At 61.6% G+C, this 13,150-nt stretch carries 15 protein-coding genes; 7 read left to right on the top strand and 8 right to left on the bottom strand.

The genetic code is table 11. The features are described from left to right. The first annotated feature begins 2 nt into the window (after positions 1-2). From rsmD to ggt, 4 genes are all read left to right on the top strand, one after another. A complete protein-coding gene (rsmD, locus tag B1781_RS19160; protein ID WP_078121194.1) occupies positions 3-569 on the top strand; it encodes a 16S rRNA (guanine(966)-N(2))-methyltransferase RsmD in 567 nt (188 codons plus the stop codon). Positions 570-644: 75 nt separating this feature from the next. After that, complete coding sequence (gene coaD, locus B1781_RS19155) at positions 645-1,124, top strand: pantetheine-phosphate adenylyltransferase (protein WP_078121193.1); 480 nt, start codon at positions 645-647, stop codon at positions 1,122-1,124. Positions 1,125-1,158: 34 nt separating this feature from the next. Then, positions 1,159-1,413 carry a YfhL family 4Fe-4S dicluster ferredoxin gene (locus B1781_RS19150; RefSeq protein ID WP_078121192.1) on the top strand — a complete coding sequence of 85 codons (255 nt, stop codon included), beginning with the start codon at positions 1,159-1,161 and terminating at the stop codon, positions 1,411-1,413. Continuing rightward, a complete protein-coding gene (ggt, locus tag B1781_RS19145) occupies positions 1,406-3,124 on the top strand; it encodes a gamma-glutamyltransferase (protein ID WP_078121191.1) in 1,719 nt (572 codons plus the stop codon). The genes B1781_RS19150 and ggt overlap by 8 nt, the downstream gene beginning before the upstream one ends. A 41-nt stretch (positions 3,125-3,165) precedes the next feature. Here ggt and mutM read toward each other — a convergent pair whose 3' ends face one another. Genes mutM through B1781_RS19120 form a run of 5 tightly spaced genes read right to left on the bottom strand, consistent with a single transcriptional unit; the run spans position 3,166 to position 7,209 of the window. After that, positions 3,166-3,975, bottom strand: coding sequence for a bifunctional DNA-formamidopyrimidine glycosylase/DNA-(apurinic or apyrimidinic site) lyase (gene mutM / locus B1781_RS19140; RefSeq protein WP_078121190.1), 810 nt, complete (start codon positions 3,973-3,975; stop codon positions 3,166-3,168). 3 nt (positions 3,976-3,978) lie between these two features. Next, on the bottom strand, positions 3,979-4,461 hold the full coding sequence (locus B1781_RS19135; RefSeq protein ID WP_125932178.1) for a hypothetical protein: 483 nt from the start codon (positions 4,459-4,461) through the stop codon (positions 3,979-3,981). Continuing rightward, complete coding sequence (locus B1781_RS19130; RefSeq protein ID WP_078121188.1) at positions 4,458-5,753, bottom strand: DUF4350 domain-containing protein; 1,296 nt, start codon at positions 5,751-5,753, stop codon at positions 4,458-4,460. The genes B1781_RS19135 and B1781_RS19130 overlap by 4 nt, the downstream gene beginning before the upstream one ends. Further along, positions 5,753-6,493, bottom strand: a complete 741-nt coding sequence (locus B1781_RS19125) for an ABC transporter permease (RefSeq protein ID WP_078121187.1) — start codon at positions 6,491-6,493, stop codon at positions 5,753-5,755. Before B1781_RS19125 ends, B1781_RS19130 begins: the two co-directional genes overlap by 1 nt. Further along, a complete protein-coding gene (locus B1781_RS19120) occupies positions 6,490-7,209 on the bottom strand; it encodes an ABC transporter ATP-binding protein (RefSeq protein ID WP_164513468.1) in 720 nt (239 codons plus the stop codon). Before B1781_RS19120 ends, B1781_RS19125 begins: the two co-directional genes overlap by 4 nt. Positions 7,210-7,395: 186 nt before the next feature. Between B1781_RS19120 and B1781_RS19115 the strand changes: the two genes are divergently transcribed. Continuing rightward, positions 7,396-7,968: a hypothetical protein gene (locus tag B1781_RS19115; protein ID WP_164513467.1), complete on the top strand. Its 573-nt coding sequence runs from the start codon at positions 7,396-7,398 to the stop codon at positions 7,966-7,968. A gap of 49 nt (positions 7,969-8,017) precedes the next feature. Next, on the top strand, positions 8,018-9,970 hold the full coding sequence (locus tag B1781_RS19110; protein ID WP_078121184.1) for a hydantoinase/oxoprolinase family protein: 1,953 nt from the start codon (positions 8,018-8,020) through the stop codon (positions 9,968-9,970). Here B1781_RS19110 and B1781_RS19105 read toward each other — a convergent pair. Further along, a complete protein-coding gene (locus B1781_RS19105; protein ID WP_078121183.1) occupies positions 9,960-11,195 on the bottom strand; it encodes an EAL and HDOD domain-containing protein in 1,236 nt (411 codons plus the stop codon). The genes B1781_RS19110 and B1781_RS19105 overlap by 11 nt on opposite strands. 192 nt (positions 11,196-11,387) lie before the next feature. Between B1781_RS19105 and B1781_RS19100 the strand changes: the two genes are divergently transcribed. Further along, positions 11,388-12,563 carry a DesA family fatty acid desaturase gene (locus B1781_RS19100; RefSeq protein WP_078121182.1) on the top strand — a complete coding sequence of 392 codons (1,176 nt, stop codon included), beginning with the start codon at positions 11,388-11,390 and terminating at the stop codon, positions 12,561-12,563. A gap of 85 nt (positions 12,564-12,648) precedes the next feature. Here the strand turns inward: B1781_RS19100 and rpmG are convergent, their stop codons facing one another. Continuing rightward, positions 12,649-12,816 (bottom strand): 50S ribosomal protein L33, encoded by a 168-nt coding sequence (gene rpmG, locus B1781_RS19095; RefSeq protein WP_078121181.1) that lies wholly within the window; start codon positions 12,814-12,816, stop codon positions 12,649-12,651. Between the two features lie 11 nt (positions 12,817-12,827). Continuing rightward, positions 12,828-13,064, bottom strand: a complete 237-nt coding sequence (rpmB, locus tag B1781_RS19090) for a 50S ribosomal protein L28 (protein ID WP_078121180.1) — start codon at positions 13,062-13,064, stop codon at positions 12,828-12,830. Positions 13,065-13,150 lie beyond the last annotated feature (86 nt).

Here is a 13,150-nt window from a genome sequence, read left to right as displayed (position 1 = left end):
GGTTGGCGAATCAGGTTCGTATCATCGGCGGCCGCCATCGCGGCCGTCGTCTGCAGTTCATTCCCGGTCGCGGTCTTCGCCCGACACCCGACCGGGTACGCGAGACGCTCTTCAACTGGCTGCAAGCGAACATCAACGGTTCGCGATGTCTCGACCTATTCGCCGGCAGCGGCGCCCTCGGATTTGAGGCAGTGTCGCGTGGTGCGGTCTATCTCTGTGCAGTTGAACAGCACCGTGCGGCGGCGCAACGTCTGCGCGGCAACGCCGAGTTGCTCGGTGAGCAAGACAGAGTCGAGGTGATCCACGGCAATGCCCTACAGCTGCTGCGGACCGCGCCCGATGCCCCCTACGACCTCGTTTTTGTCGATCCACCGTTCGCCGACGCGCTCATCGAGCCGGTTTGCGCGTTGCTCGAAACCCACGGTTGGTTGACTTCCCATGCCATGGTCTATCTTGAACAGGATGCGAAACGGCCCTGGCCAACCCTGCCGGCTGCATGGTCAATTCACCGCGAAGGAAAAGCCGGGCAATCGGCGCATAGATTGTTGCGGCGCAACATCGCGGGGTAGAATGATCAGTTCAATACTTATTAGCGAGGATTGGGAAGGGTAATCCGTTCGCGGAGCCCGTTCTGACAAAACGCAATGAAAAGAGCGGTCTACCCGGGTACTTTCGACCCGATAACGAATGGCCATGCCGATTTGGTGATGCGTGCCTCCCGACTGTTTGATCACGTGATCGTCGGGGTCGCCAAAGATACCGCGAAGAACACGGTATGCGGTTTGACTGAACGTGTTGAACTGGCGCGCGTCGCCCTCGATGCAATCCCGAATGTCGAGATCGTGCCTTTCGAGGGGCTGTTGGTGCATTTCTGTCAGGAGCATAACGCGGGCATCGTCATTCGCGGTTTGCGTGCTGTTTCAGACTTCGAGTTCGAGTTTCAGCTGGCCAGCATGAATCGTCGTCTTGCACCCGATATCGAGACGATCTTTCTGACGCCCGCAGAACGGTATGCCTTTATCTCCTCGACTTTGGTGAGGGAAATCGCGCGACTGGGTGGGGATGTGTCAGAATTCGTGCATCCCGAGGTGCAACGCATGTTGTCGAGCAAGCATTGCGCCTGACAAATCAAAAATAGATGTTTGTGGAGTAGGCAACATGGCCTTGATGATTACTGACGAATGCATCAACTGCGATGTGTGCGAGCCGGAGTGCCCCAACGGCGCGATTACGCAGGGTGATGAGATCTACGAGATCGACCCGGACCTGTGCACCGAGTGTGTCGGCCATTACGAGACCTCGCAGTGCGTGGAGGTATGCCCGGTCGATTGCATCCCGAAAGATCCGGATCATGCGGAGACGGAAGAGGAATTGATGGCGAAGTACGAACGTATTACTGCCGCCAATGCCTGACTACGCCCACCGCTTATGGTCGCGAAAGGCTCCTCTGTGGAGCCTTTTTGCGTTATGGCTCACCTGCTCGGCGGGCGCGGTCGCATCGACGCCATCGGCCGAGGCGATCGCCAGTGCACATCCCTTGGCGACCGAGGCCGGCTTGCTGGTTCTCGATGCGGGCGGCAATGCATTTGATGCGGCGGTTGCGGTCAGTGCGGCATTGGCGGTTGTCGAACCCTACGGGTCCGGTATCGGCGGTGGTGGGTTCTGGTTGCTGCACCGCGAGCGTGACGGTTACCAGGTGATGATCGATGGGCGCGAACGCGCGCCGCTGGCGGCCACCGCCGACATGTACCTCGACAGCGACGGCGAGGTCATTCCGCGCAAGTCGATCGACGGTGCCTTGGCGGCCGGTATTCCCGGCGTGCCTGCGGCACTCGACCACTTGGCAAATTACTACGGGCGACTCCCGTTGGCGGTCAGTCTGGCGCCGGCGATCGGATTGGCGGAAGAGGGCTTTCCGGTCGACAGCGCCTACCGTCGTATGGCTGGTGTTCGCCTCGAAGCGTTGCGCGCCTCCGATCAAGCTGCGGTGCAATACTTGGTGGAGGGTGACGTGCCGCCCGAGGGTTATCGCCTGAAGCAGCCGCAGCTGGCCGCCACGCTGCGCGCGATCGCCGAGGGTGGTGCGGCAGCGTTCTACACCGGGGACATTGCGGAGCGCCTGGTCGCCGGCGTCCGCGAAGCGGGTGGCATCTGGAGCCTGCGTGATCTGCGTGACTACCACACGGTCGAGCGCCGGCCGATCGTGACCGAATACCAAGGCTATCGCGTGGTCAGCGCCAGCCTGCCGTCGTCTGGCGGTATCCTGCTGGCCGAGATGCTGCAAATGCTGAACACGCAGCGCCTGCAACAAGCCCTTCCGTCACAACGCGCACATGTGCTGGTCGAGGTCATGCGACGCGCCTATGCCGATCGCGCACGCTATCTCGGCGATGCGGATCATGTCGCCGTGCCGGTAGCCTTTCTGACCAATCCGGCCTATCAACAGCGGCGTGCCCAGCAGATCGATCTGGATGCAGCGACACCGAGTGTCGAGGTCTGGTCGCCGGGTGGCGAAGGGCACGACACCACGCATTTCTCCATCCTCGATCGCCAGGGCAATCGCGTCGCGGCGACGCTCAGTATCAACTATCCCTTCGGTTCCGGAACGGTGGTCGGCGATACCGGCGTGCTGCTGAATGACGAGATGGACGATTTCGTCGCCAAGCCGGGTGTACCCAACGTGTATGGCCTGGTCGGTACCGCGGCCAATGCAATCGCGCCGGGCAAGCGCATGTTGTCGAGCATGTCTCCGACCTTCATCGAGGGTGAAGACATGGTCGCGATCGTCGGTACGCCCGGTGGTTCACGCATCATCAGCATGGTGCTGCTGGCAATACTCGATGCCGTCGACGAACGGCCGGTCGAAGACTGGGTGAGCCGGGGACGCATCCATCATCAATACCTGCCCGACAAGATCCAGGTCGAGCCCGGCAGCCTGTCGGACGCTGAGATCGCCACGCTGGAGCGCAAAGGCCACACCATCGATCGTTTGCAGCGGGGTTACGGCAATATGCAGGCCGTGAAATGGGACATGCAGGACAACACCGTCACCGCCGCATCGGACCCGCGCGGGATCGGGCACAGTGTCGTCCGGTCGGTCGCCGGGCAAACAACCGCGGATTGATCGCAAGGTCTACCGCACGCGGGTTGCGGGCGATGAGCGCGTCAGTGCTGGCAGGTCGGGCAGAAGGCGCTGGCGCGTTGACCGATCTGGCGGGTCTTGATGGTGTTGCCGCATTGCTTACATGCTTCGCCGGCACGCCCGTAGACCATCAGCTCCTGCGCAAAGTAGCCGGGTTGACCTGATTCGTTGAGAAAGTCGCGTAGCGTTGTACCGCCGCGTTCGATGGCGTACCTCAGTATCTTCTTCACCTCTACAACGAGTCGATCGAGCCGAGGGCGTGAAATGCGATGGCTGCTGCGTTGTGGATGAATGCCCGCGGCAAACAGTGCCTCGGTCGCGTAGATGTTGCCGACACCGACCACCACGTGTCCGTTCATCAACAGGCTCTTGATAGCGATGTTGCGTTTGCGCGCGATCGGGTACAGGTAGTCACTGTTGAACGCGTCCGACAGGGGTTCCGGTCCCAGGTCGCACAGACGTGGATGCTTTAGCGGGTCGCTATCGGTCCACAGCATCGCGCCGAAGCGCCGCGGATCGTGGAATCGCAGACACTGTTTACCGAATTGCAGGTCGACATGGTCGTGCGCGCGCGCAGCCGTGGCCGCGGGCAGCACGCGCAAGCTGCCGGACATGCCCAGATGGATGATCAATGTACCGTTGTTGAAGCGCAGCAATAAATACTTGCCGCGACGCTCGACGGATTGAACCCGCTGCTGCACCAGTAGCTTGGCGAGATCCGGAACGGGCCAACGCAGTTTCGGCTGGCGAACGACGGCGCCGCTGATCACCTGTCCGCTCAGGTGCGGTTCGATACCGCGACGCGTGGTTTCGACCTCGGGCAGTTCAGGCATGGCTTATTGCTGCAGAAAATGGGTTGCCGGCAATTTCAGCAGGTTGAAATACACGTCGTCGATCACGCACAACTGATCGCCGACGAGTACGTAGCGGTGACGTTGGCTTGGATCGCGATCGCCGAACAGCAGGCGTTGTTGATTGACCTGCATCACCGCCGCGGGGGCATTGAGCCCGTAGGGTTGCAGATCGTCGGGCACGGCAAAACGCTGCAGCACGGCAGCCCGGGTTACTGCGATGAGTTGTTCGACGCGTTGCAGTTCGGCTGGCGCCACCTCGGGATGCAGCAGTCGCCAGCCTCGGTCGTCGCGCTCGAACGACAAGGCAAGGCGTTCGCTGCGTTCGACACGTAGCGACGTGATGGTGTCGCGCTTGATGTCGAGCAGGCGGTCGTTGTCGGCATCCTCTTCCGGCATCAACAGCGCCGTCAACAATACGGCCGCAACGACAGCCAGCGCAAGGTTGAGTCTGCTCCAGGCATTCATGCTTTGCGACGCCTGCGGCGCAGCCACAAACCGCTGCCGATATAAACGATAGGCAACACCGCCATCAGCAGAATCGCCAGGGATGCGGCCAGTGTCGGCGACCAATGCACCTCGAGATCACGTGCCACGCGCGTATCGCCGAGTTGTTGGTTTCCGGTAAGCCAACGCAGCAGGCCGGTTGCCAGCGTCCGGTTGGCCGCGATGCCGATCTGGTCGTTGGTGAAGATCGTCGGTCCGCCGACGAACAGGGCGCGGCGCGGCGGCTGGCCTCGAGTGTCCGTCACCGCAATCGCGACGTTCAGTGGTCCCGCCTGTTCACCGGCATTCGGATCGCGCGAGATGTTGCCGTGCAGCTCGCCCGTTTCGTTCCAGCTGAGCGGACTGCTTTGCAGTACGGCCAGTTGCTGTAGGGTTTCGCTGTCCTGCATGGTCAGTGCATGGCTGCGCTTGAATACGGCGGGGCGATCCGGCACTTGGGGTAGCAGCGCCTTTGGGTAGTCGCCGACAACGGCGTTATCCGGCGATTTGAGACCGTGTTTGGCCGCCGCTGCGTCGACGATGATCCCTGGAAGCTGTTGGAGGGCGAAGCGTTCGCTGATCTGCAGGGGCAGATCGTCGCCACTCAGCCACAACAGTTGGCCGCCACGCTCGAGAAAACGCTCGATCTGCTGATAGACCTCGTCGCCGTAGGAACGCCGGGGTGCCGCAATCAACAGGACGTTGGCATTCTTCGGGATATCGTCGACATAACGCGGGTCGAGTGACACCACACGGTAGCCCAGTTCCTCGGCGTGTTCGACGAATCTCAACAGGCCGCCCGGCTCGTCCACGGCCTCGGCTTCACCATGGCCCTTGAACATCACGATCCAGTGTTCACCGCTCAATGCCAAACGATTCAATGCCTGGTCGATCGCGTTGGCGGTCGGCACGGCGACCACTTCGTGGCGTGCGCCGACGTCCAGATGTAACTCGCCGTGCTGGCCAACATCTGCAGCGCGTGCGGCCTCGGGATCTTTGATCGGATCGACGAACTGCAGCTGCGCGCCATTGGGATGATCGAGATAGGGCTTGAGCAAGGTGCGAAACTCGGCGCGTTGTACGGGGTAGTCCGGCAGGTAGGCCGTGATCTCGAGCGGCTCTTTCAATGCACTCAATGCCCGCTCTGCAGACTTGCTCAGCGAGTTGATGCGTGTGGCGCTCAGATCCCAGTGCTGGGCAAAGCGCTCGCTCACGCCGGCGCTCAGGACGACGCAGGCGATAAGCAACACGAGGAAGGCAAGCCTGCGCAGCACTAGACTTCACCTCGGCGGCGAGCGATGCCGAAGGTTGCCAGCAACAGCACGGCAATCGCGGTTACTGCGAAGTACACCAGGTCCTGCGACTGCAGCAGACCGGCGAACATCGGTTTGATGTGCGGCAACAGGGCAAGCCAATACCAGGGCGCGGTCGGCCCGCTGAACGAGTCGAGTAGCCAGAGAAACAGCAGCAGCCCATAGCTCAGCGCCAATGCCGCGGCAGGATGATCGAACAGCCCGGACAGCCAGACGTTGATCGCAGCCAACCACATCGACAATAGCACCAGGCCGAACGCCGCCAGCATGAAGCGCGGCCAATCCAGCTCCGTCGCCAGACCGAACGCCGCCAAAGTCGACAGTACGCTGATGACAATCGGTAGTGTCGCCAGCCACAGTCCCAACCATTTGCCGACAACGACCCGGCTGCTTCTCACCGGTGCCGACAGCCACAGGCTGATACGACCGCTCTGGGTTTCGCCGGCGATACTGCCCATCCCGAGGATGGGTGTGACCAACAGCAGCAGCATCACCAAGGTGTTCATGCTCGGTGCGATCACCAGGTCCATCGCGCCGAGTGGCGAGTTGCGCGCCTTGAGTTGTGGTGCGATGCGTGCGAAGGCTTCGAGTTGGGTAAAGGCCAGCCACGCGATGATCAACTGTGCAAACGCCAGCGTCAGCCAGAACATCATGCCGCTGCGCAGGCGTCGCCATTCGTGCAAGGCGATGGAGGCGATCAAGCAACAGCCTCCGCAGTCGACGTCAGGCGTTGGAAATGTTGCAGCAGGTCGGTGTCTTCGGTGACTGCCTGCTCGTCGATCTTGCGCCCACCGTCGAGCAGTATCACGCGGTTGCACAGGGCGCTGACGTCGTCGAGTACATGCGTCGCCAGGATCAGGCTGCAGGCGCTCGCCTGGGCCTTCAGCAGTTCGCGGATCTGCATCGTCTGCATCGGGTCGAGCCCGGCAGTTGGCTCATCGAGTATCAGAATATCCGGTTTGTGCAGGATCGCCTGCGCCAGGCCCAGGCGCTGCGCCATGCCGCCCGACAGCCGGCCGGCAAGGCGCTTGCGCACATCGAGCAGCCCCATCTGGCGCAACGCGTTTTCGATGGCACCGTGCAATGCGGGTTTGGCAACGGCATGCAGCTGTGCGGCCCACAGCATGTTTTCCCAGACGGTCAATTGCGGATACAGGGCAACCCGCTGCGGCAGGTAGCCGATATGCCGGCGAATCGCCGGCGATGGTGCGTGTAGCGACTGACCCTGGATCAGAACCTCGCCACCGTCGGGGCGCAACACGCCGGCCAGGATCTGCATCAAGGTCGACTTGCCGGCACCGTTGACGCCGAGTAATGCGAGGTGGTCACCGCTGTCGAGTCGCAGGTCGACATCGATCAGTCGAGGGCAGTCTTTGCTGCCGTGGCGGAGTTGCGTGGCTTTCAACAACGGATTCATGTGCGCGCAGATTACCCTGAGTCGGGCGCATTGCGAAACCGGATCAAGCCGTTTACCCGGGATTTCACAGATTTTGCCCAACGTATTGCGCGGCATGGCGTTGTTGTGACGCCGATCGGCGTGTTGCTGCCGAGTTATACTGGATAAAGACAACGCCGTAGCCCAACGATGACCATCGACCTGCCAATGTTTCGAACGCTTGTGATTCTGCTGACAGTGACTTCTGCTGTGCCCGCGTCGGCTGTCAGCTGTTATGCCGAGTCAGAGCGCTATACGCGCGATGGGGCCGCCTATTTTGACATGGGCGTCGCGCCGCGCATTCCGCCGGCACAACAACGCGTATTCTCCGGTCTGATCGAACGCTTGGAGGGCGAATGGCAGGGCGAGGGCGACGCCTTGTACTGCAAAGGATCGCAGTCGGCGCCGCGCGCCGATAGCCGGCGTTTCGAGTCGAGCCTGACGGTGCGTAAGACCGGCGAGATGGTGATACGGATCGACGAGCAACGCGGCTATAGCGATGAAGCCAGCAGCAGAGTCACGCATGTCACGTTGGCCATCGCCGACATCGAACTGCTTGAGCTCGATGCCGAGCACATGGTTGCCATCGAGAAATACCGACGGCTTGGTATGAACGATGTATCGAACCTGTGGGAGGTTGTCCACGAGCTGCGACTGGTGGCGGGCGGCCTGCAGTACACGACGACCAGATACGTAAACGGCCTGCTTTCGTCGCATGATCAGCGACGATTGCAGCGTTGATGCGGTTCGCTGGTAAGCAGATGCGCGATGTAGCAGTGCCGGGTGTGCGATGAAACGCTTGGGGGTGGACACCGGCGGCACCTTCACCGATTTCGTCCTGCTCGATGCGGCGGGCGAGTTGCGCGTGCATAAGGTGTTGTCGACGCCGCATGCGCCGGAACAGGCGATCCTGCAAGGTATCGGTGACATGGGCCTGGAAGGGGTGCCCCTGCAACTGGTACATGGTTCGACGGTTGCGACCAACGCGGTGCTCGAAGGTAAGGGTGTCAAAACCCTCTACGTGGCAAATACGGGGTTCGCCGATCTGTTGAAGATCGGCCGGCAGCAACGTGCGGCCCTATACGATTTGCAGCCGGCGTTACCGCGCATCGTTCCGGGTGAACTGAGTATCGAGATCGATTGTCGGCTGGATGCCAACGGCGAGATCGTTGAGCCGTTGACGCAAGAGACCCTGGATGCATTTGCCGCGGCGATTCGCCTGTTGCGACCCGAGGCGGTTGCGGTAAACCTGCTGTTTTCCTATCTCGACCCGGAGAGCGAGCGGCGGATCGCCGCCGTGGTGCCGGACGAGGTATTCGTGTCGTTGTCGTCGTCGGTACTGCCGGAGATTCGCGAATACGAGCGCGGCATGGCGACCTGGCTCAACGCCTGGATCGGGCCGAAGGTGGCCGGATACCTGTCGCGCCTGCGACGGGCGCTCGGTGAGATGCCAGTCTCGGTGATGCAGAGTTCGGGCGATACCGTGGCTGCCGATCAGGCAGCCGAACAAGCGGTTCGCATGCTGCTGTCCGGCCCGGCCGGTGGTTTGGCCGCAGCACGCTTCGTCGGCCAGCAAGCGGGGTTCGAGCGGCTGTTGACCTTCGATATGGGCGGCACATCGACCGATGTCGCCTTGGTCGACGCCGAACCGCGCCTGACGACCGAGGGCCGAATCGCGGCGTTCCCGGTCGCGGTGCCGATGGTCGACATGCACACCATCGGCGCCGGAGGCGGCTCGATCGCGTGGGTCGACGCCGGTGGCATGCTGCAGGTGGGACCGCAGTCGGCTGGCGCTGATCCCGGCCCGGCCTGCTACGGCCGCGGTGGTCGTGAGCCTGCGGTGACGGATGCCAACCTGATTCTAGGCCACATCCAGGCCGACGCCTTTCTGGGTGGCGACATGTCGCTCGACGTTGCGGCCGCCGAGCAGGCGATGTCGCGGCTGGCGGCGGCCATGGGTGTCGATACGGTGCACGCGGCCAACGATATCGTCGCGGTCGCCAATGAACACATGGCGCAGGCGCTGCGCGCCATCCTGATCAAGCGAGGCGTCGACCCTCACGACTACACCCTGATGTCGTTCGGTGGTGCAGGCGGGTTGCACGTCTGCGCACTGGCCGATTTGCTGGATATGGCGAGCGCCATTGTGCCGGTGCACGGCGGGGTGTTTTCGGCATTGGGGATGTTGGCGGCGCGCCCGGGTCGCCAGTTCTCGCAGACCTATGTCGGTCTGTTGGCACAGGTCCCGGTCGACAGCATCGAGGCAGCGTTCGAGCAACTGCGGGAGCAAGGGCGAGCCGCGCTGCATGAAGAGGGCTTCAGTGAAGCCCAGCTGGACGCGAGCGCCAGTGTGGATGTGCGCTATGCCGGGCAGTCGTACACGCTGAATCTGCCATGGCAGCCGGTGTCGGAACTGATCAACGCGTTTCACTGCCGGCATCGCGAACGTTACGGACACGATCTCGATCTGCCGGTCGAACTGGTCAATCTGCGTCTTGCGGTGCGTGGCCCCGAATCGCGTTTGAGTCTGCCGCCATGGCCGGAGCGGGCGGCTGCCGAGCCGTTCGGTCAGTGCCGGGTGGAGGGTGTCGGCCTAACGCCGCAGTACTGGCGTGATCAATTGGCGGCGGGGCAATGTATCGACGGGCCCGCATTAATCTTCGAGACAGTGGCTACCACCTGGGTGGCGCCGGGATGGCGATTGCGGGTCGACGCTGTCGGCAATCTGCTGCTCAGTCTTTGATGATCTCGAGCATCTTGAACGCTGCATCCGTGCTTTCGGCATAGACCTCCATCAGGTCTGCGAGCGGGACATCGCTGCACTGTTCGCCGGCCCATTCATTGCGTTCCATCTGGATGGCCAGGCGCAGCAGCTTGCCATGCGGCCCGTCGTGCAAGGTGATGGCGTCCTTGGTTTCAGCCGGCAGAGGCAGTTCGGCCATCAGCTCGTCCATCGGCTGGCCGAGCATCGCGTCGACGACCGATAGCAACCCGACGGTATAGGCGGCATCGGGCTCGCCGATGCTGCACAGCTTGGCAAGGTTCTCACACAGATTGGCGCGCAGCAGACCGATGTTGAGGATTTCCATGGGTTTATTGTCGAGCCCGGCCAATGCGAACAGCGTGGCCCAGGCGCGAATACGCTGTAGGCCCATCAGTACCACTGCACGCTGGATGGAATCGACCTTGGCGCGCAGCCCCACTGCCGCCGAGTTGATGAAGCGCAGCACCTTGTAGCTCAGCGCCGGATCCTGGCTGACCAGCCGTACAACTTCATCCATCGGCACCGACGGGTCGTTGAGGCGCGCCAGCAGCTGGATGACCATCGCTGCGTTCTCTTTGAGCCGATCAGACTTGACCAAGTCAGGGCGGGCGAAGAAGTAGCCCTGGAAATAATCGAACCCCATCGCTTTGAGCTGCTCGAACTGTTCGGCAGTCTCGACTTTTTCGGCCAGCAGCTTGGCGCCGGTCGCGCGCAATTCGGGCAGACGCCGTTTCAGCTCCGGGATGATGCCGTCGCTGATCTCGACCTTGATGTAATTGACCAGCGGCAGAATGTCGTCGAACTCACGCTGAAACGCGTAGTCGTCCATCGCCAGTTCGAATCCGTCGGCGGACATCTTGGAAACGCCCGCGATCAACGCGTCATCGACGGCGACGTCCTCCAGCACCTCCAGCACGACCCGGTTGGCCGGAAAGGGGATGGGCGGCAGGTCGACGAAGAAGCGTCGCGTCAGGTTGATGAACGCCTTGTGCGGACCGGTGATCCGTTCCAGGCCGATCTCCATGAAGGCGTTGAGTAGCGTGACCGACGTTGCGTGATCGCCGTCGCTGATGTTGCAGCGGCCGTCCGCATCGCGATAGAGCAGCTCGTAGGCGAAAACGTTCAGTTCGCGGTCCAGGATGGCCTGGCGGCCGATCTGGATCGTGTCTGAACGGTTTTCGGCCGTGCGGCTCGAAGTTTGCATTTGGGCCCCCGGATCGCGCTCTCGATTCTTCAAGAGGATAGCGTCCACCCGAACACTTGCTTGAACGGTTGTTGGCCCGGCAACGGCCCGTGAAACGCGTTATTATTCATAGTTCGGGTCGGCGGCTTGCAATCGCGCTCTGCCGCCCCAACCTGACCGTTGTTTACCACCCACCCTGTCGGAGGGAATTGAATGATCGACGGCATCCTCGGCCTGTCCTGGTGGCAACTGATCCTCGTTGTACTGGGCATGACGCATATCACCATTGTCGCCGTTACCGTTTTTCTGCATCGCAGCCAAGCGCACCGCGCGCTGGACCTGCACCCGGTGCTGTCACATTTCTTCCGCTTCTGGTTGTGGTTGACCACCGGCATGGTCACGCGCGAATGGGTGGGTGTGCATCGCCGCCATCACGCGCGCTGCGAAACGGAAGAAGATCCGCACAGCCCGCAGATCTTCGGTCTCAACAAGGTGTTGTGGGAGGGTGCCGAGCTGTACCGCGAGAGCGCCAGCAAGCAGGAAATCGTCGAGCGCTACGCCCGCGGAACGCCTGACGACTGGCTGGAGCGCAAGGTGTACGGGCATTTTCGTTATCTCGGCATCGTCATCATGCTCGTGATCGACGTGCTGCTGTTCGGCGTGCTCGGCGTGGCCGCCTGGGCGGTACAGATGATCTGGATACCGTTCTTCGCGGCAGGTGTGATCAACGGCGTTGGTCACTACTGGGGTTACCGCAATTTCGAATCACCCGACGCCGCCACCAATATCTCGCCGTGGGGCATACTGATCGGCGGTGAAGAGTTGCACAACAATCACCACGCCTTCCCGAGTTCGGCAAAGCTGTCGGCCCGCTGGTGGGAGTTTGATATCGGCTGGATGTATATCCGTCTGTTCTCGCTGCTGGGTCTGGCCAAGGTGCGCCGGGTCGCGCGCAAACCCGTTGTCGACAGCGGCAAGAGCGTGATCGATATGGATACGGTCAAGGCAGTGGTGGTTCACCGTATGCACGTGCTGGCCGACTATGCGCGCGACGTAATCAAACCCGTCACCGACGCGGAGTTCTGCAATTCGGAGCAGCATTGTCGCCGGCTGGCGCGCCAGGCGCGTCGCCTATTGCTGCGCGAAGAGGCGACCATGGATGCGTCGAGCCGCAAACGCCTGCAGAAGCTGCTCGATCGCAGCCAGGTGCTGGCGACCGTCCATCGCTCGCGCAAGCAATTGCAGGATGTCTGGGAGCGCACGGCGTCGAGCCAGGATGCGTTGTTGGCGTCGTTGCAGCAGTGGTGCAAGGAAGCGGAAGCCAGCGGTATCAAGGCGCTTCAGGATTTCGCGCGTACCTTACGCGGCTACTATCCGGCTGTAGGCTGAGCGTATCGAACGCTGCCGCAAACTGCGGTTGCGGACATAAAAAAACCGCCTGACGGCGGTTTTTTTTGTGGCAGATATCAAGTGATTACTTGATCTTGCCTTCTTTGTACATCACGTGCTTGCGTGCGACCGGATCGTACTTTTTGATTTCCATCTTGCCGGTCATGGTCTTCTTGTTTTTGGTGGTGGTGTAGAAGTGACCGGTGCCTGCACTTGAGTTCAGGCGGATTTTCTCGCGAACAGCTTTAGCCATGGTGATGCTCCTTAGACTTTCTCGCCGCGCGCACGCAGCTCGCTGAGCACCGAATCGATGCCTTTCTTGTCGATGATGCGCATGCCGGCTGCGGAGACGCGCAGACGTACGAAGCGCTGTTCACTCTCGACCCAGAAACGATGGTAGTGCAGGTTCGGCAGGAACCGGCGCCGGGTCTTACGGTGCGAGTGGGAAACGTTGTTCCCGGTGATCGGCCGCTTGCCGGTTACCTGGCAGACTCTGGACATGGTTAAAGCCTCGAAAAATCTCGTTAATTTTGCTTACGCCGGCAATCCGCCGGACGGAAAGGCGGCAATTTATACCGGAAGCCAGC

It is taken from the genome of Thiosocius teredinicola, from assembly GCF_002009425.1.
In the GTDB taxonomy this organism is placed as follows: domain Bacteria; phylum Pseudomonadota; class Gammaproteobacteria; order Chromatiales; family Chromatiaceae; genus Thiosocius; species Thiosocius teredinicola.
This window is presented reverse-complemented; position numbering and strand designations above follow the sequence as displayed.

Excerpts from the sequence above, each read along its gene's own strand:
- B1781_RS19110 (WP_078121184.1), top strand. The coding sequence starts at position 8,018 with ATGAAACGCTTGGGGGTGGACACCGGCGGCACCTTCACCGATTTCGTC.
- B1781_RS19105 (WP_078121183.1), bottom strand. The coding sequence starts at position 11,195 with ATGCAAACTTCGAGCCGCACGGCCGAAAACCGTTCAGACACGATCCAG.
- B1781_RS19135 (WP_125932178.1), bottom strand. The coding sequence starts at position 4,461 with ATGAATGCCTGGAGCAGACTCAACCTTGCGCTGGCTGTCGTTGCGGCC.
- ggt (WP_078121191.1), top strand. The coding sequence starts at position 1,406 with ATGCCTGACTACGCCCACCGCTTATGGTCGCGAAAGGCTCCTCTGTGG.
- B1781_RS19150 (WP_078121192.1), top strand. The coding sequence starts at position 1,159 with ATGGCCTTGATGATTACTGACGAATGCATCAACTGCGATGTGTGCGAG.
- B1781_RS19120 (WP_164513468.1), bottom strand. The coding sequence starts at position 7,209 with ATGAATCCGTTGTTGAAAGCCACGCAACTCCGCCACGGCAGCAAAGAC.
- rpmB (WP_078121180.1), bottom strand. The coding sequence starts at position 13,064 with ATGTCCAGAGTCTGCCAGGTAACCGGCAAGCGGCCGATCACCGGGAAC.
- coaD (WP_078121193.1), top strand. The coding sequence starts at position 645 with ATGAAAAGAGCGGTCTACCCGGGTACTTTCGACCCGATAACGAATGGC.
- rpmG (WP_078121181.1), bottom strand. The coding sequence starts at position 12,816 with ATGGCTAAAGCTGTTCGCGAGAAAATCCGCCTGAACTCAAGTGCAGGC.
- B1781_RS19115 (WP_164513467.1), top strand. The coding sequence starts at position 7,396 with ATGTTTCGAACGCTTGTGATTCTGCTGACAGTGACTTCTGCTGTGCCC.
- mutM (WP_078121190.1), bottom strand. The coding sequence starts at position 3,975 with ATGCCTGAACTGCCCGAGGTCGAAACCACGCGTCGCGGTATCGAACCG.
- B1781_RS19100 (WP_078121182.1), top strand. The coding sequence starts at position 11,388 with ATGATCGACGGCATCCTCGGCCTGTCCTGGTGGCAACTGATCCTCGTT.